The 17,382-nt window shown below is 65.2% G+C and carries 13 protein-coding genes; 6 read left to right on the forward strand and 7 right to left on the reverse strand.

Annotated features, from left to right (window positions below):
• The first annotated feature begins 19 nt into the window (after positions 1-19).
• From IEX24_RS08395 to IEX24_RS08410, 4 genes are all read left to right on the forward strand, one after another.
• Entirely contained in the window at positions 20-1,216 is a 1,197-nt protein-coding gene (locus tag IEX24_RS08395; protein ID WP_188678102.1) for an HRDC domain-containing protein, read from the forward strand.
• Between the two features lie 100 nt (positions 1,217-1,316).
• Entirely contained in the window at positions 1,317-2,507 is a 1,191-nt protein-coding gene (locus IEX24_RS08400) for a thiolase family protein (RefSeq protein ID WP_372435704.1), read from the forward strand.
• A gap of 17 nt (positions 2,508-2,524) precedes the next feature.
• Positions 2,525-4,675, forward strand: a complete 2,151-nt coding sequence (locus IEX24_RS08405) for a 3-hydroxyacyl-CoA dehydrogenase NAD-binding domain-containing protein (protein ID WP_188676795.1) — start codon at positions 2,525-2,527, stop codon at positions 4,673-4,675.
• Positions 4,676-4,794: 119 nt separating this feature from the next.
• A complete protein-coding gene (locus tag IEX24_RS08410) occupies positions 4,795-5,346 on the forward strand; it encodes a dihydrofolate reductase family protein (protein WP_188676798.1) in 552 nt (183 codons plus the stop codon).
• A 3-nt stretch (positions 5,347-5,349) separates the two neighbouring features.
• On the opposite strand, the gene dxs is transcribed toward IEX24_RS08410, so the two are convergent.
• The 6 genes from dxs to dut all read right to left on the reverse strand — a co-directional run bounded on the left by dxs (position 5,350) and on the right by dut (position 14,821).
• The gene (dxs, locus tag IEX24_RS08415) at positions 5,350-7,290 is read right to left on the reverse strand and encodes a 1-deoxy-D-xylulose-5-phosphate synthase (RefSeq protein WP_188676801.1); all 1,941 of its coding nucleotides are present in this window, start codon (positions 7,288-7,290) and stop codon (positions 5,350-5,352) included.
• A gap of 94 nt (positions 7,291-7,384) precedes the next feature.
• Positions 7,385-10,195 carry an aconitate hydratase AcnA gene (gene acnA, locus IEX24_RS08420; protein WP_188676803.1) on the reverse strand — a complete coding sequence of 937 codons (2,811 nt, stop codon included), beginning with the start codon at positions 10,193-10,195 and terminating at the stop codon, positions 7,385-7,387.
• A 153-nt stretch (positions 10,196-10,348) separates the two neighbouring features.
• Positions 10,349-12,733, reverse strand: coding sequence for an HAD-IC family P-type ATPase (locus tag IEX24_RS08425; RefSeq protein ID WP_188676806.1), 2,385 nt, complete (start codon positions 12,731-12,733; stop codon positions 10,349-10,351).
• The gene (locus tag IEX24_RS08430) at positions 12,730-13,560 is read right to left on the reverse strand and encodes a DUF3159 domain-containing protein (RefSeq protein WP_188676808.1); all 831 of its coding nucleotides are present in this window, start codon (positions 13,558-13,560) and stop codon (positions 12,730-12,732) included. Before IEX24_RS08430 ends, IEX24_RS08425 begins: the two co-directional genes overlap by 4 nt.
• 5 nt (positions 13,561-13,565) lie before the next feature.
• Positions 13,566-14,186 carry a DUF3710 domain-containing protein gene (locus IEX24_RS08435; protein ID WP_188678104.1) on the reverse strand — a complete coding sequence of 207 codons (621 nt, stop codon included), beginning with the start codon at positions 14,184-14,186 and terminating at the stop codon, positions 13,566-13,568.
• A gap of 140 nt (positions 14,187-14,326) precedes the next feature.
• The gene (gene dut, locus IEX24_RS08440; RefSeq protein ID WP_188676811.1) at positions 14,327-14,821 is read right to left on the reverse strand and encodes a dUTP diphosphatase; all 495 of its coding nucleotides are present in this window, start codon (positions 14,819-14,821) and stop codon (positions 14,327-14,329) included.
• A gap of 51 nt (positions 14,822-14,872) precedes the next feature.
• Between dut and IEX24_RS08445 the strand changes: the two genes are divergently transcribed.
• Entirely contained in the window at positions 14,873-15,331 is a 459-nt protein-coding gene (locus tag IEX24_RS08445) for a DUF3093 domain-containing protein (protein WP_188676814.1), read from the forward strand.
• A gap of 88 nt (positions 15,332-15,419) precedes the next feature.
• Here the strand turns inward: IEX24_RS08445 and IEX24_RS08450 are convergent, their stop codons facing one another.
• Positions 15,420-15,713, reverse strand: coding sequence for a DUF4193 domain-containing protein (locus IEX24_RS08450; protein WP_104244106.1), 294 nt, complete (start codon positions 15,711-15,713; stop codon positions 15,420-15,422).
• 202 nt (positions 15,714-15,915) lie between these two features.
• On the opposite strand from IEX24_RS08450, the gene sepH reads away from it, so the two are divergent.
• The gene (sepH, locus tag IEX24_RS19545) at positions 15,916-17,301 is read left to right on the forward strand and encodes a septation protein SepH (RefSeq protein ID WP_203585910.1); all 1,386 of its coding nucleotides are present in this window, start codon (positions 15,916-15,918) and stop codon (positions 17,299-17,301) included.
• The last annotated feature ends 81 nt before the right edge of the window (positions 17,302-17,382 follow it).

The following is a 17,382-nucleotide window of genomic DNA, read 5'->3' on the forward strand; positions in this document are numbered from 1 at the left end:
GATTGCCGAAGCCGCTGAGGTGACCCCGCGCACGGTCATCGACACCCGCGACGGGTATCTGGCCGCCATCGACCAGATCGCGGCGGGCACCGGCCCGTTGGCCATCGACGCCGAGCGCGCCTCTGGCTTCAAGTACTCGCAGCGCGCCTACCTCATTCAGCTGTACCGCCGAGGCGCGGGAACGTTCTTGTTCGACCCGCCGCCCATCGGCTCGTTCGCCGAGCTTTCTGCTCTCATCTCCGGTGAGGAGTGGGTGTTGCACGCGGCCAGCCAAGACCTGGCGTGCCTGCGCGAAGTGGGGCTTTCGCCGACCGTCATCTTCGATACCGAACTCGCTGCGCGGCTCTTGGGGCTGCCCCGGGTGGGGCTCGGCACTGTGGTCGAGGAGTTGCTGGGCATCCACTTGGCGAAAGAGCATTCTGCAGCCGACTGGTCGACGCGCCCGTTGCCGGCGACCTGGCTGGAGTATGCGGCGCTCGACGTCGAGCTGCTGGTCGACCTGCGCGACGTGATGGTGGGGTTGCTGGCCGAGCAGGGCAAGACCGAGATCGCTCGTCAAGAGTTTCAGGCCACCCTCGATAAAGAGACGAAGCCGGCCGCGGCCGACCCGTGGCGGCGGCTGTCGGGGGTCCACTCGCTGCGCGGGCCGAAGAGCCTGTCGGTTGCGCGCGAGCTGTGGTTCGCACGCGATCAGCTTGCGCGCGAGACAGACATTGCGCCGGGGCGTCTGGTTCCTGACCTGTCGCTGACCGCCGCCGCGAGGGCCCTGCCGGAGTCGAAGCGCGAGCTCGCCGCGTTACGTGAGTTCACCGGGCGCGCGTCGAGGTCTGAACTCGATAGGTGGTGGAACGCGATTGAGGCCGGGCGGGCATCCACCACCCCACCGCAACTCACCCGCACCGGCGACACGCTGCCCCCGCCGCGCAGCTGGGGCGACCGCAACCCTGAAGCGGATGCCCGGCTGAAGTCGGCACGCCAAACGCTCGTGGCGCTCGGCGAAGAGCGGCAGATTCCTCTCGAGAACCTGCTCACACCCGAGTTTCTGCGGCGAATCGCCTGGACTCCCCCGGCCGTCATCGACGCCGAGCACGTCGCAGAGGCCCTTGCACGGGCCGGCGCGCGCCCGTGGCAGATTGAGCTAACTGCACAGCCAATCGCCCAAGCCTTTGTAGAAGCACACCAAAGGCTGCTCGATGAGGCCGAACCCGAATCGTAGAAAGAAGCAAACGATTTCGGGCCGGTTTTTCGGGTGCCTAGTATCGCAAGTGACGTTATTGCGGGAGGCATGAGGCACAGTGGCCGAAAAATCTGAAGTCGTGTTTGTTGATGGAGTTCGCACCCCCTTCGGGCGCGCGGGCGAAAAGGGAATGTACTGGAACACCAGGGCCGATGACCTGGTGGTCAAGGCGATGCTGGGGCTGCTCGAACGCAACCCGAACGTGCCGAAAGAGCGCATCGACGAGGTCGCTATTGCTGCGACAACGCAAACGGGCGACCAGGGTCTGACCATCGGCCGCACAGCAGCGCTGCTCGCCGGGCTGCCGAAATCGGTGCCCGGGTTCGCCATCGACCGCATGTGCGCCGGCGCGATGACCGCCGTCACCACGACCGGTAGCGGCATCGCCTTCGGGGCTTACGACCTCGTCATCGCCGGTGGAGTTGAGCACATGGGTCACCACCCGATGGGCGCGGGCGCAGACCCCAACCCGCGATTCGTCTCCGAGCGTCTGGTCGACGCCGAGGCGCTGAACATGGGCAACACGGCCGAGCGCATTCACGACCGTTTTCCGCAGCTCACCAAAGAGCGCTCAGACCACTACGCGCTGCGTTCGCAGCAGAAGGTCGCCGCGGCTTACGCGGCCGGCAAGATTCAGCCCGACCTGATCTCGGTCGCGACCCGAAGCGAGAGCGGCTGGGGTCTCGCGACTATCGACGAGGCACCTCGCCCGGAGACCACCATGGAGGGGCTCTCAAACCTGCGCACTCCCTTCCGCCCGCACGGCCGCGTCACGGCCGGCAACTCGTCAGGGCTGAACGACGGTGCCACCGCCGCCCTGCTGGCGAGCGGTGAGGTCGCGCGCGAGCTCGGTCTGACCGCCAAGATGCGTCTGGTGAGTTTCGCCTTCGCGGGCGTCGAGCCCGAGATCATGGGCATTGGCCCAGTTCCCTCGACCGAGAAGGCGCTGAAGAAGGCTGGGCTCTCAATCACCGACATCGGCCTGTTCGAGCTCAACGAGGCGTTCGCCGTTCAGGTGCTGTCGTTTCTCGACCACTTCGGCATCGATGACGACGACGAGCGCGTGAACGAATACGGTGGGGCGATCGCCATCGGGCATCCACTCGCCTCGTCAGGGGTGCGGTTGATGAACCAGCTCGCCCGCCAGTTCAGCGAGCACCCCGAGGTGCAGTACGGCCTCACCGCCATGTGCGTGGGCCTCGGCCAGGGCGGAACGGTCATCTGGGAGAACCCGAACTACGATCGAAAGGCGAAGAAGGCGCGCCGCTAGGCGGAGCCCGACAGACCATGACGAACACTGTGCTTACTAAATACTCCGAAATCGACTTCTCCGACCTGCTCGCGTTCTCTGCCGACGAGGTCGTCACGCACTCGTTCGTGCGCGACGTGAAGCTCGCGAGCGGCAAGACGCTCGCCCTCATCACGCTCGACAACGGCCGTGACCACACCCGCCCGAACACTCTCGGCCCGGTGACTCTGGTCGAATACGGTGACGTTCTGGATGCCCTGAAGAACCGTGCGGCCGCCGGCGAGATCGACGCGGTGGCCGTGACCGGTAAGCCGTTCATCCTCGCTGCCGGGGCCGACCTCAGCAAGGTGGGCGAGGTGAAGTCGCGCGCCATGGCGCTGCAGATGGCTCAACTGGGTCACTACGTGCTCACGAAGCTGAGCGACGTGGGTGTGCCCTCGTTCGCGTTCATCAACGGGCTCGCACTCGGTGGCGGCGTGGAGATTTCGCTGGCTGCCGATTACCGCACCGTCGACGCGTCGATTGCGGCTCTCGCGTTTCCCGAGGTGTTCTTGGGCATCATTCCCGGCTGGGGCGGTGCGTACCTGCTGCCGAACCTCATCGGCATCGAGAATGCACTCAACGTCATCATTTCGAACCCGCTGCGCAACAACAAGACGCTGAAGGCGGCCGAGGTTCTCGAACTCGGCATCGCCGACGCGATGTTCAGCCCGGCCAACTTTCTCGAAGAGTCGCTGGCCTGGGCCGACGGCGTGCTGGGCGGTTCGGTCACGGTCAAGCGGCCCAACGTGCCCGGCAAGATCGAGCGCATGGTCAAGTGGGATGCGGCAATCGGCATCGCCCGCAAGACTCTCGAAAGCCGAATCGGCACGGTCGCGAAGTCGCCGTACGCTGCGCTCGAGCTGCTGCGGGCCGCGAAATCGGGCACCCGCGAAGAGGGTTTCGCGCGTGAAGATGAGGCGCTGGCCGATCTCGTCGCCGGTGACCAGTTTCGGGCATCCATTTACTCGTTCGATCTGGTGCAGAAGCGGGCCAAACGGCCTGCCGGCGCACCCGACAAGAAGATCGCGAAGCCGGTCACGAAGGTGGGCGTCATCGGTGCAGGCCTGATGGCTTCGCAGTTCGCGCTGCTGTTCGTGCGCCGCCTGCAGGTGCCTGTGGTGATCACCGACCTCGACCAGGCCCGCGTCGACAAGGGGCTCGACTACATTCGCGGCGAGATCGCTACGCTGCTGTCGAAGGGGCGCATCTCGCCCGACGAGTCGAACAAGCTCAACGCGCTCATCTCGGGCACGACAAACAAGGCCGACTTTGCTGACGCCGACTGGGTCATCGAGGCGGTGTTTGAAGAGCTCGGTGTGAAGCAAGACGTCTTTGCCGACGTGGAGCAGTACATCTCCGAGACCGCGGTGCTCGCGACGAACACCTCGTCGCTCTCGGTCGAGCAGATCGCGTCGAAGCTCAAGCACCCCGAGCGCGTCGTCGGTTTTCACTTCTTCAACCCGGTGGCTGTGATGCCGCTGGTCGAGGTGGTCAACACGCCGCACACCGACGAGGCGACGCTGTCGACCGCGATGGTCGTGGCGGCGAAGCTGCGCAAGAACGCCGTCATCACGCGCGACACCCCCGGTTTCGTCGTGAACCGCATTCTCGCCAAACTGCTCGGCGAGGCGATGCACGCGGTCGACACGGGTACTCCGTTCGAGATCGTCGACACCGCGCTAGCGCCGTTCGGGCTGCCGATGACGTCGTTCGAACTGCTCGAGCTGGTGGGGCTCAAGGTGGGCGCGCACGTGCTCGACACGCATCACGCGGCCTTCCCCGACCGGTTCTTCGAGAGCACGAATCTGCACAAACTTGCCGATCATGGCAAGATCTTCGAGCGCGACGCCAAGGGCAAGATCAAGGGCTTCGACAAGAAGGCTGTGGCGATCGTCGCCGGCGGCACGACGCCCATGACCGGCGCCGAGATCTTGCGGCGGGTCGAAGACGGCCTGGCCGACGAGATTCACCGCATGCTCGAAGACGACGTGGTGCACGCCGCCGAAGACATCGACCTCTGCCTTATTCTGGGCGCCGGATGGCCGTTCCAGATGGGTGGCGCAACGCCCTACCTCGACCGGGTAGGCGCTTCAGAGCGTGTCTTCGGCACCACCTTCCACCACCCCCGAATCGCCGGGGTCGCCTAATCAGCCTAGGTAATCGATCACGAAAACCGCCCCAAACCTCGCGTTGTGGGGCGGTTTTCGTGATTTCGATGCCTGCGAGGCACTGAGCGAAGCCCCGACCTGCCCAATAGGGTGGGTGCATGGCCAAGACCCAGTATTACGTCGCAGCGAGCCTCGACGGGTTCATCGCTGACGCCGACGACAAGATGGATTGGCTGCTGCAGTTCGGGTTCGAAGCGTACGAGGTGCACTACAACGCGTTTCTGAGCGACGTGGGTGCGCTCGTCATGGGCTCGGGAACGTACCAGTTCATTCTCGACGAGGAGTTGCAGTCGTGGCCGTACGGCGACATGCCGATCTGGGTGCTGACGAGTCGTGAGCTGCCGACGGCCGAGGGCGCGAACATCCTGTTCAGCAGCGAGAGCGTCGAAGTGGTTGCGGCGCGAGCACTCGGCGCGGCTGCGGGCAAGAACGTGTGGATCGTGGGTGGCGGCAATGTGGCGGCCCAGTTCGCCGAGCGTGGGTTGCTCGACGAGCTGCTGGTGAGCGTGATGCCCATCGTGCTCGGCTCGGGCACTCCGCTGCTGCCCGTCGGCGGCACTCCCCTGCGCCTGACGCACGTCGAAACGACCCAGTTCGACAGCGGCGCGGTCGGCCTGTCGTACCGCGTTGAACGGCCCCCAGCCGCCTGAACGTCAGCCGAGCTGGCGCGACTCGTCGTCGGCGGCGTCGGTGAGGGGGCGCGCGATGGGGATTTTGCTGCCGAGCACCTGGGCCACCACGTCTCGCGCGATGTGCTGCGGCGTGAGCCCCGCGTCTTCGAGAATCTGCGATCGCGTTGCGTGCTCTTGAAATTCATCGGGCAGGCCGAGCTCGGTGACTGCGGTGTCGACGCCTGCGTCGCGCAGGTCTTGCCGGATGCGCGTGCCGATGCCGCCGACCCTGATGCCGTCTTCGATCGTCACGACCAGGCGGTGCTTCGCGGCGAAATCGATCACGCTGCGAGCGGTCGGAACGACCCAACGCGGGTCGATGACGGTGGCTCCGATGCCCTGAGCGGCGAGCCGTTCGGCCACCTCGAGACCGAGCGAGGCGAACGGGCCCACGGTGACGAGCAACACGTCGTGCTGCGATGACTCGCGCAGAACATCCACACCGTCTGCCGTACGCTGCACCGCATCGATGTTCGGGCCGACTGCACCCTTCGGGAACCGGATGACCGTGGGGGCGTCATCGACCGCAATCGCTTCGGCGAGCTCTTCGCGCAGCCGCTCGCCGTCTCGAGGTGCGGCGAGCCGAATCGTGGGTACGATCTGCAGTATCGCCAGATCCCACATGCCGTGGTGGCTGGGGCCGTCGGGGCCGGTCACGCCGGCACGGTCGAGCACGAAGGTGACTCCGGCGCGGTGCAGCCCGACATCCATCAGTACTTGGTCGAATGCACGGTTGACGAAGGTTGCGTAGAGGGCCACCACCGGGTGCAGGCCGCCGAACGCCAGGCCGGCGGCGCTCGTCACAGCGTGTTGCTCGGCGATGCCGACGTCGAGCACACGAGTCGGAAAGCGCTCGGCCATCTTGTGCAGGCCTGTCGGCCGCAGCATGGCCGCTGTGATGCCCACGATCTTTGGGTTGTGCACGGCGAGTTCGGCGATCTCGTCGGAGAATACCCCCGTCCACGAAGGGCCACCGTCGGCACCGCCGATGGGCTCGCCTGTTTCGGGGTCGATCTGCCCCACCGCGTGAAACTGGTCGGCCTCGTCGTTGCGGGCGGGCTCGTAGCCGCGGCCCTTCTCGGTGATGGCGTGCACGATCACGGGCTGACGGTATTCCTTGGCCTGGTGCAGGGCCTGCTCCATGGCGTGTTCGTCGTGCGCGTCGACCGGACCGATGTACTTGATGTCGAGGTTCGAGTAGAGCGCCTGGTTGTTGGTGAGGCGGGCGAGAAAGCCGTGCGTGCCCCCGCGAACGCCGCGGTAGACGGCGCGGCCGGCGGCACCGAAGTGGCCGAAGAGGCGTTCGCTCGAGTGATGCAGATCTCGGTAGCCGGCTGCGGTGCGAATCGAGTTGAGGTAGCGGGCCATGCCGCCGATGGTGGGGGCGTACGAGCGGCCGTTGTCGTTCACGACGATCACGAGATTGCGGTCGTTGTCGTCGCTGATGTTGTTCAGCGCCTCCCACGTCATGCCGCCGGTGAGAGCTCCGTCGCCGACGACAGCGACCACGTGCCGGTCGGCCTGCCCGGTCATCACGAACGCGCGCGAGATGCCATCGGCCCACGAGAGTGAACTCGAGGCGTGAGAGCTCTCGACAACGTCGTGCGGGCTCTCAGAGCGCTGGGGGTAGCCGGCGAGCCCACCGCGCTCGCGCAGGTGGCTGAAGTCTTGGCGGCCCGTCAGAAGCTTGTGCACGTACGACTGGTGCCCCGTGTCGAACACGATGGCGTCGTGCGGCGAGTCGAAGACCCGGTGGATGGCGATGGTCAACTCGACCACACCGAGGTTCGGGCCCAAGTGGCCGCCCGTCTTCGAAACCTCGGCGATCAGAAACCGGCGAATCTCAGCCGCGAGTTCGATGAGCTGTTCATTCGACAGACGGTCAAGGTCACGAGGCCCAGAGATCGTTTCGAGAATACTCATTTGACGAGTCTATTCTGCGTGGCGCGGAAATAACTGAGGCTGGCGTCTCAGCACGCGTGTGCTAAGAGCCAGCCTCAGTTCAGTGCTTGTGCGACTATGCCGCAGTGACCAGCGAACGCAGAACGTACTGCAGAATGCCGCCGTTGCGGTAGTAGTCGGCCTCACCGGGGGTGTCGATGCGCAGCACGGCGTCGAACTCGATGGGAGCCTTGGCCTCGCCGGTGGCGACCACGTGCAGCGTCTTCGGGGTACGACCCTCGTTCAGCTCTTCGACGCCCGAGATATCGATGACCTCGGTGCCGTCGAGGCCGAGCGAGTCGGCTGACTCCCCTGCCGGGAACTGCAGCGGCAGAACGCCCATTCCGATGAGGTTCGAGCGGTGAATACGCTCGAAGCTCTCGGTGATGACCGCCTTCACGCCGAGCAGCGAGGTGCCCTTGGCCGCCCAGTCACGCGACGAACCCGAGCCGTACTCCTTGCCGCCGAGAATCACCAGCGGAATGCCCTGCTCCTGGTAGTTCTGAGAAGCGTCGTAGATGAACGACTGCGGGGCATCCGGCTGCGTGAAGTCACGGGTGTAGCCACCCTCGACGCCATCCAGCAATTGGTTGCGCAGACGAATGTTCGCGAACGTGCCGCGGATCATGATCTCGTGGTTGCCGCGTCGCGAGCCGTAGGAGTTGTAATCTTTGCGGCCCACGCCGTGCTCGTCGAGGTACTTGCCTGCGGGGCTGTCGGCCTTGATGTTGCCGGCAGGGCTGATGTGGTCGGTGGTGACCGAGTCGCCGAGCTTCGCCAGAACACGTGCACCCGAGATCGACGAGACCGGGGTGGTCTCAATCGTCATGCCATCGAAGTACGGGGGCTTACGCACGTAAGTGGATGTCGCGTCCCACTCGAACACCGGGCCGGTGGGCGTGGGCAGCGAACGCCAGCGCTCGTCACCGTCGAACACGCTCGAGTACTCGTGTGTGAACATTCCGGTGTTGATCGAGGTGTCGATGGTCTCTTGCACCTCAGCCGCGTCGGGCCAGATGTCGCGGAGGTATACCTCGTTGCCGTCAGAACCCGTACCGAGCGAATCGGTCTCGAAGTCGAAGTTCATCGAGCCGGCGAGGGCGTAGGCGATGACCAGGGGCGGCGACGCCAGGTAGTTCATCTTCACGTCGGGGCTGATGCGGCCTTCGAAGTTGCGGTTACCCGAGAGCACCGCGGTCACAGCGAGGTCGTTCTTGTTGATGGCGTCGGTGACCTCTTCGATCAGCGGGCCCGTGTTACCGATACAGACCGTGCATCCATACCCCACCGTGTAGAAGCCGAGGGCTTCGAGGTCGCCCGTGAGGCCGGCCTTCTCGTAGTAGTCGGTGACGACCTTCGAGCCGGGAGCCAGCGTGGTCTTGACCCAGGGCTTCGAGGTGAGGCCCTTCTTGACCGCGTTGCGAGCGAGGAGGCCCGCAGCGAGCATGACCGACGGGTTCGACGTGTTCGTGCACGAGGTGATGGCCGCAACGGCGACCGCTCCGTGGTCGAGGGTGTAGTTCAGACCGGCCGGCGTGGTGACCGGGGTCGGCGCCGAAACAGTCGACGGGGCGTGGCTCACGTGAGCGTGCGACACCTCGTGGGCACGGTCTTCGTCTTGAGCGGTGAAGCCGATGGGGTCGGATGCGGGGAACGAACCATCGATCGCAGCGTCGACCCGCGAGAAGTCTTGCGAGGCGTAGTCGTTGAGGTCTTGCTCGAACTGCTCTTTCGCGTGGCTGAGCTCGACGCGGTCTTGCGGGCGCTTCGGCCCGGCGATCGAGGGCACAACCGTCGACAGGTCGAGTTCGAGGTACTCGCTGAACGAAGGCTCGACCGCCGGGTCGTGCCAGAGGTGCTGCAGCTTCGCGTAGGCCTCGACGAGGGCGACCTGGTCGTCGCTGCGGCCGGTGAGGCGCAGGTAGTCGAGCGTGACGTCGTCGATGGGGAACATGGCAGCCGTCGAGCCGAACTCGGGGCTCATGTTGCCGATGGTGGCGCGGTTCGCGAGCGGAACAGCCGTGACGCCCTCGCCGTAGAACTCGACGAACTTGCCCACGACGCCGTGCTTGCGCACCATCTGCGTGATGGTGAGCACCACGTCGGTAGCGGTGACGCCGGCCGGAATGGTGCCAGAGAGCTTGAAGCCGACGACCTTCGGAATGAGCATCGACACGGGCTGGCCGAGCATGGCAGCCTCGGCCTCGATTCCGCCGACGCCCCAGCCGAGCACGCCCAGGCCGTTGACCATGGTGGTGTGCGAGTCGGTGCCGACACAGGTGTCGGGGTAGGCGCGGAGTACTCCGCCGACCTCTCGCGTGAAGATGACGCGGGCCAGGTACTCGATGTTGACCTGGTGCACGATGCCGGTTCCCGGCGGAACGACCTTGAAGTCGTCGAACGCGGTCTGGCCCCAGCGGAGGAACTGGTAACGCTCGCCGTTGCGCTCGTACTCGATGTCGACGTTGCGCTCGAGGGCGTTCTCGGTGCCGAACAGGTCGGCGATGACCGAGTGGTCGATGACCAGCTCGGCCGGAGCCAGCGGGTTGATCTTGGTGGGGTCGCCGCCGAGGGTGCCGACGGCCTCACGCATGGTGGCGAGGTCGACGATGCAGGGCACGCCGGTGAAGTCTTGCATCACGACGCGGGCGGGGGTGAACTGGATCTCGGTGTCGGGCTCCGCCGTCGGAACCCACGATCCCAGGGCCTTGATGTGCTCGGCGGTGATGTTCGCACCGTCTTCGGTGCGAAGCAGGTTCTCGAGCAGAACCTTCAAGCTGAACGGGAGTTTCTCGTACCCCGGAACGGTGTCGAGTCTGAAGACCTCGTACGACTGCTCGCCGACCTTCAGAGTGTCTTTCGACCCAAAGCTGTTTACTGTAGACACGTACGTCTCTCCTTCGCTGAGTACGTCAATCTTCTTCTGCCCAGATACCCGTGGCTAGCAAGGCTGCCCTAACTAGAGGTCAGCGCGAGGGCTCGTGAAAGTATCTCGACGTCGAGATAACTTTAGCACCGTGCAGAGCGTCTGCACGACACATCAGGTTCGATCCACCACGAGACCGCGGCGCTTGGCGAACCGATAGTAGAGCTCGATTCCGCCAGCCCCGAGCGCGCCGACCAGCAGAACGTAAAGCAGCCAGCCCGGCGAGGTGACCTGAAGCACGAAGAAGCTCTGGGTGAACGGCAGCAGATACGCGAGCACGAATGCAACCGATACTGCCAGAATCAGGGCGACACGGGGCTTCGACAGTGGTCTGGCGAGCACCGAGACGATCCAGAGCGACACGATGAAGAGTGCGATGGTGCTGAGGCTGCGCGCCTCGATCTGCGGTAGAGCGGTGCGCAGCGGAGCGTACGCGAGCAGGCAGGAGGCCGCCGCGATGAGCCCGGTGGGCACCGAGAAACGCAACACTCGCGGCAGGACTCCCGCGCGGTAGCGGCGACGGTTGGGCGCCAGCGCCAAGAAGAACGACGGCACGCCGATGGCGAGCACCGAGACCAGGGTGAGCTGACGTGGCAGAAACGGAAACTCCCAGGCGAAGATGGCGGTGAACAGCGCCAGAATGATTCCGTAGACGGTCTTCGAGAGAAACAGGTTCGAGACGCGTTCGACGTTCGCGATGACGCGACGGCCGAGCAGCAGCACCTCGGGCATCCGGTCGAATCGGCTGTCGAGCAGCACGAGGCGTGACACAGCGCGCGTCGCCGGCGTCGCATTGCCCATGGCGATGCCGAGGTCGGCGTCTTTGATGGCCATGGCGTCGTTGACCCCATCGCCGGTCATCGCCACCGAACGCCCCTGAGCCTGCAGCAGGGCCACGACGCGTTGCTTCTGCTCGGGCGCGACCCGGCCGAAGACGCTCGTCGTGGCGAGGGCCGCGGTCAGTTCATCGTCGGTCGTCAGCGTCGAGGCATCGAGCGCTTCGTCACCGAGACTCAGCTGTCTGGCGATAGAGCTGACGGTGTGCGGGTTGTCACCCGACATGATGATGACGCGCACGCCCTCGTCGGCGAAGTACGCGAGCGTCGCGGCGGCCTCGGGCCGCAAAGTCTCTTCGAGAATCACGAAGCACGCCGGGGTGGCTTCGCGCACCCGTTCGGGCTCGTCGACCAGCACGTCGGCGTCAAGATCGGTACGCGACAAGACGAGGGTTCGCCGCCCGCTCGAGGCGATCACGTGAGCCTCGTCGAGGGCTGCCGGATGCCCGGCGAGCAGCCGCTCGGGCGCACCGAGCAACCACGTGGTGGTGCTCGCAGCGCTCTCTCGAACCCGCACCGCGCTGAACGCCCGGAACGAGCTGAACGCGAGCCGCTCTTCGACCACCGCCGACCCGAGCTCGAACCGATTGGCGAGGGCACGCGAGGTGGCGTTGCCCGCGTCATCCGTCGCCAGCGCAGCAAGCGCCACTCGGCACGGTCCGAGGTCTTCGTCGGCCCCCGGCAGCTGCTGCAGGCCGTGAAAGCCGATGGTTCCCGTCGTGAGCGTGCCGGTCTTGTCGAGGCAGAGCACGTCGACACGGGCCAGAACCTCCACCGCGGCGAGCTCTTGCACGAGCACCTTCTGGCGCGAGAGCGAGATGGCGGCCACCCCGAACGCGAGGCTGGTGAGCAGCACGAGACCCTCGGGAATGATGCCGACGACGCTGGCCACGGCATCCACCAGCGCCTTGCGCCAGCTCTGATCGTTGGGGTCTGCGAGGGCAGCAAACCCGCCGTACGTCGCGATGCGACCGAACACGATGATGATGATGAGCGGAACGAGAATCCACGACAGGTACACCAGAATGCGGTTCGTGGCCGCCCGAAGCTCGGAGTGCACCAGGCTGTGCCGCTTGATCTTGGCGGTGAGCTTGCTGGCATACGAATCTGCCCCGACGGCCGTCACCCGCGCCTCGGCCGTACCCGATTGCACCAGTGAGCCCGACATGAGCCGGTCGCCGGGCTTCTTGCCCACCGGGTCTGACTCCCCCGTCAGCAGCGACTCGTCCATGAATAGAGCGGTGGTCAGCAGCACCTCGCAGTCGGCCGTGATCTGGTCACCGGGCCGGGCGATCACCAGATCGCCGAGCACTACTTCTTCGGGCCGGATGACCGACACGGCCCCGTCTCGACGCACCGCGGTCTCGGGCGCCGCAAGCACCGCGAGCCGATCGAGCGCCCGTTTCGCGCGTAGCTCTTGAACGATGCCGATCAGCGCGTTGAACACCACCACACCGAAGAAGAACCCGTCGCGCAGATCACCGAGCAGCAGCACGGCGATGAAGCACACCGTGAGAATGCCGTTGAAGAACGTGAACACGTTCTCGCGAATGATGTCGCCGAGCGACCGAGAGGTAGGGGCGTGCGTGACATTGACCTGACCCTGGGCAACACGTTCGTGTACCTCAGCAGTGCTGAGCCCCGGGTCGACGGCCACGGTCATTTCTCTTCGGCCGCGACCTTCTGGTGGCCGAAGGCCGCGCGCACGAGAAGCCAGGTGACCCAGAGCATGCCCGCGTACAGCGGAACACCGAGCAACAGTTTCGCCGAGGCCAGCGCCTCGGGCAGGGCTGCCAGATAGAGCGAGAGTTCGACGGCGAGCCGCAGGGCGAACAATCCGACCCAGCACCAGGTGGCGACGAGTACAACGCGAAACTTTGCGCGATCGGTGCGCCAGCCCACGGCGTCACCCGTCAGCAGTCCTACGATGACGCCGATCAGGGGCCATCGGGCGATGATCGAGACGAGCAGTACAACGAACGAGATGGCGTTGATCACCATCCCCGGAATGAAGTTGTCTTCGGCCTTGCCGGTGATGAGCGAAAGACCCGCAGAAATGCCGAGAAGCACCACCCCGATGATGGCCGGCATCACCGCGCTGCGGCTGACGAGGCGCACGATGAAGAAGATCGCCCCCAGAATCAGCGGGGCGACGACGCTCAGCGTCAGATCTTTCGTGAAGGTGTAGAGCACCAGAAAGGCGAGCCCCGGCAGAATCGACTCGATGAGCCCTCTAATGCCGCCCATCGCTCGTAACAACGAGTTCGCGGTGGGAGTCTCGCCGGGAGCGACTTGCCCGATTCCCGAACGCCGCGCCGCAGCGGCGAACGCCTCAGAGAAGGTACTCGGTGCACGATCGTCGGCCGGCTCAGGATGCACGGCGGCACTGGCCCCGCCGGGAATCCGCTCGCCGTATTTCGGCCGGTTGCGCTCGGGTTCGCGGTCGTGTTCTGGCTCGGGTACTGGCTGCGAAGGGCTCGAATCGGTCATGAGGATCAGATCGCGGTCGTCGCGGCAGGCCCCGCTGTGGTCTTCGGAATGCTGAGCGGAATCAGATCGCGCGGCGGCATGGGCGACTGCCCACGCACCACCACGACGCTGCGAAAGAGCTCCTCGACGGCAGCCTGCGAGTCTTCGCTGCTCATCGCGTCGCCCGCAATCACACCGCGCAGAAACCAGCGCGGGCCATCGACGCCGACGAATCGCGCGAGACGCGCGACCGGCTTGCCGTCGAGGCCGGCGGCGGGCACCTCGGCGACGAGTTCGGGGCCGAACACGCCGTCGCGCTCGACGAGCGAACCGCCCTGCGCCGAGATCTGCTCTTTGATCTGCCCGCGAATGTCGTGCCACAGCCCGGTCGACCGCGGCGCGGCGAAGGCTTGAACCTGCAGCGTCGAACCGGCGAAGTCGAGCCCGACGGCAACGACTCGCTGCGTGCCCTCTTCGACTTCGAGCCTCAGCTGAAGGCCCTCACGCGGCAAGATCTTGATGCCGCCGAGGTCGACGTACGGCCTCGCCGGGTTCGCCTCGTCGGCGTCGAAGGGGCCGTCGGCCGCGCGATTCTCGGGCGCCGACTTGGCGTCAGGCGCAGCGTCGGCGCCATCACTCTCGTTCACGGCTGGCGAGCCCGCGCGCCCTCGAACGACGAGCTCGTCGTTCGACTCGGCATCACCCGTCGATGAGTCGTCAGCAGCCGTATCGGCAGCTGCGGCTGCCTCGAGGGCGGCTTTCTCGTTCTTACGTTCAGACCTTTTGCTCACGGCATGCTTTCTTCACTGTCTGGGGTGTTGTCGTCTGTGACGGCGAGCTGGTTCAGCTCGGCGGTTCCGGTAGAACCGAAGCCGCCCTCGCCTCGGGCGCTGCCGGGCAGCACCTCGACCGGCACGAATATGGCACGGGTCACCGGCATTACGATCAACTGGGCGATTCTGTCGCCAACGGCGATATCGTACGGCACCGAGGTGTCAGTATTCAGGAGGGCGACGCGAATCTCGCCGCGATAGCCGGCATCCACTGTTCCCGGTGAGTTCACAATGGTGATTCCGTGTTTGCTGGCGAGGCCCGAGCGCGGCACGACGAACGCCACGAACCCATCGGGCAAGGCGATCGAGACGCCGGTGGCGACGGTGTACCGCTCGCCGGGTTGCAGAGTCAGAGCTTCGGCAGAGTACAGATCTGCCCCGGCATCACCCGGATGCGCGTAGCTGGGAATCTGCTCTGCCTTGATGAGAACTTCGACGGTTTCAGTCACGAGTCGAGGGTAGTGCAGATTACTGACCCAAATCTCTGATCGAATAGAGGCATGTCGACGTATCGAGAGAGACTGACCCCCTCAGGGCGCATCTACGTGTATTTGGTGTTGGTGATTCCCGCGAGCATCCTTGTATTCGCCCCGATCAACATCACGGTTGGTTACATTTGCGCGGTTGTGCTGTATGTGGGCACCGTACTGATTCTGCTCGCGCTGTCGCCTGTCGTGACTGTGGAAGACGGGATGCTCACCGCCGGCAAAGCACGAATTCCGGTGTCACTGCTGGGTGAGCCAGAGGCCTTCACGGGTGAGGGCGCCACGCTGGCCAGAGGTCAGCGGCTCGACGCGCGGGCGTGGCTGTGCATCCGGGGCTGGGTTCAGCCTGTGGTCAAAGTGAACGTGCACGACCCCGCAGACCCGGTGCCCTACTGGCTGATCTCGTCGCGAAACCCAAACGAGCTCGTGGCGGCCTTAGAAAAGGCCAACAACCACGAGCTCGCAGATTCGTAGAACGTTTGGTGACAGCGCAAAGCTTCTCGCGAAGCCTTCGCGCCGGGCTATGAAGCGAGCGCCCGTTCAGGGCGCCCGATGCCCTCGCTTACATCTCGCATTCGATGCAGACGGGGCCGAGCTTCGTCTGGTGATCGATCTGCGAACGGTGCTTCACGAGAAAACAGCTCACACAGGTGAACTCGTCTGCCTGCGGCGGAAGAACCACCACGTCGAGGTCGAGGTCTGAGAGGTCTGCTCCAGGCAGTTCGAAGCCACCGGGGTTGTCGGCGTCATCAACGTCTACGACACCAGACATCTTGTCTGGAACTCGCTCTTTCAGCGCCTCAATCGAGTCTGAATCGTCGTCGGTCTTGCGCGGAGCGTCGTAATCGGTTGCCATGCTTATCCACTTCTCATACGCCAGCTAAAACAAAATCGGCGGCGTTAGTTTGCATCATTCCAAGGGGAATAGCAAACCGTGTTTGCAGCGGTTCATTCCCTCGCCCGTAGCAACTTACGGCACGCCCCAAACATTCCCGAGTTCAGGGGGGTTGTCATGGCATCCTTGCAGGGAACTCCAGACCAAGACGGGGCCATTCACCATGCAAGATTTGACAGTCATCGGAATCGAGAACGGGGCACTCCTCGTCGCTTCCGAATCAGGCGAGCGTTACCGCGTTGCCATCGACGAAGTATTGCAATCGCGGCTGAGACAGAGCACCACACAGCCAGAGAGCGGCGTGAAGGTGTCGCCGCGCGAGATTCAGGCGCAGATCAGGGCTGGCATGAGCGCTGAAGACGTTGCGCGCTCGACCGGTGCCTCACTCGAGTTCGTCGAACGCTTCGAGGGCCCTGTGCTCGCCGAGCGTCTGCACATCGTGAGTTCAGCTCTCCGCGTACCGGTGAAAGTCGCCTCCCCGACTGACCCGTTGCGCGGTGACCCGCTGAGCGACGATCAGTCGTCGACGTTCGGCGACGTGATCGAAGAGCGCCTCGACGGCCTCGGCGCTGTCGACCTGCGGTGGGCGAGCTGGAAAGAAGAGACCGGCTGGGTCGTCAAGCTCACCTTCACCGCGAGCGAGATCGACCATGACGCGCGCTGGCAGTACGACCCCAAGCGCCACTCCCTCTCGCCGCTGAACTCGGGCGCTGTAACGCTTTCGCAGCACGGCGAGATCGTCGAGGGTCTGATTCCTCGCCTTCGTGCGGTCGATGCGGATGCTCGGCGAGTCGGCAGCGAATCGCGGGCCGAGACAGCGGGGCTCGCTCTCGACGAGCTCGACTCGGCCCTCGATTTCGGGGCCGACGGTTCATCTGGGCCAGTGGCGACATCGGGCCCCGGCTCAGCATCGGGCTCAGAGGCGGCATCGGGCCCGGGCGCGGCATCGGGTGGTGCGTCTTCGGGTGGTGATCTGCCTGGGCGTACGTCTGGTGGTTTGTCGTTCGGCGGCGGCTCTTCGTCAGACCCGTCTGCTCCCCCGGTTCTCACCGAGCCCACCCCGTTCACTCGGTTCGGGCGCACCGGCGAAGAGTCGTCTCCCGCCGCCGCAGCCGCAGCCGTGACCCGGCAGGCCCCCGGCCCCGTGAATCAGAACGAGACGGCCGATCTGCTCGAGGCGCTCCGTCGTCGTCGTGGTGAACGCGAAGCGGCCTCGTTCACAGTCGAGGGCGACGACGAATTCGATGCACTGGGCTCCGGGCATCCATCGGCGCACTCGTCAGCCAGCCGGGCCGATGAAGAGACCCGACCGGTCGCACACCTGTCGCGCCCCGGTGATGCATCGGGCAGAACCGGCACCGCGGCCGACGCAAGCGCCGGCAGTGAATTCGAGACGCCGACGGGAGCGGGTGTGACCACGCTCGACGGCTTCGATGAGGTGCCCGATCAGCGCCAAACGGGCCCCCAGTCTCGTTCGAAGCGCCGCACCGCGATGCCCAGCTGGGACGAGATTGTGTTCGGCGCCCGCAGCGACGACGACCTCGGCTGAGCCGCGGCCCTGCCGCCTCCGTCGCGCCGTGACGACTCCGTGCCGGACTCCGTGCTGCCGCGCTAGCCACGGCTCCGTGCC

Source organism: Subtercola lobariae (assembly GCF_014640255.1).
In the GTDB taxonomy this organism is placed as follows: Bacteria; Actinomycetota; Actinomycetes; order Actinomycetales; family Microbacteriaceae; genus Subtercola; species Subtercola lobariae.

Coding starts and splice junctions, on each gene's coding strand:
- IEX24_RS08450 (WP_104244106.1), bottom strand. CDS start 15,713: ATGGCAACCGATTACGACGCTCCGCGCAAGACCGACGACGATTCAGAC.
- IEX24_RS08410 (WP_188676798.1), top strand. CDS start 4,795: ATGGCCAAGACCCAGTATTACGTCGCAGCGAGCCTCGACGGGTTCATC.
- IEX24_RS08430 (WP_188676808.1), bottom strand. CDS start 13,560: ATGACCGATTCGAGCCCTTCGCAGCCAGTACCCGAGCCAGAACACGAC.
- sepH (WP_203585910.1), top strand. CDS start 15,916: ATGCAAGATTTGACAGTCATCGGAATCGAGAACGGGGCACTCCTCGTC.
- IEX24_RS08425 (WP_188676806.1), bottom strand. CDS start 12,733: ATGACCGTGGCCGTCGACCCGGGGCTCAGCACTGCTGAGGTACACGAA.
- dxs (WP_188676801.1), bottom strand. CDS start 7,290: ATGAGTATTCTCGAAACGATCTCTGGGCCTCGTGACCTTGACCGTCTG.
- IEX24_RS08445 (WP_188676814.1), top strand. CDS start 14,873: ATGTCGACGTATCGAGAGAGACTGACCCCCTCAGGGCGCATCTACGTG.
- IEX24_RS08405 (WP_188676795.1), top strand. CDS start 2,525: ATGACGAACACTGTGCTTACTAAATACTCCGAAATCGACTTCTCCGAC.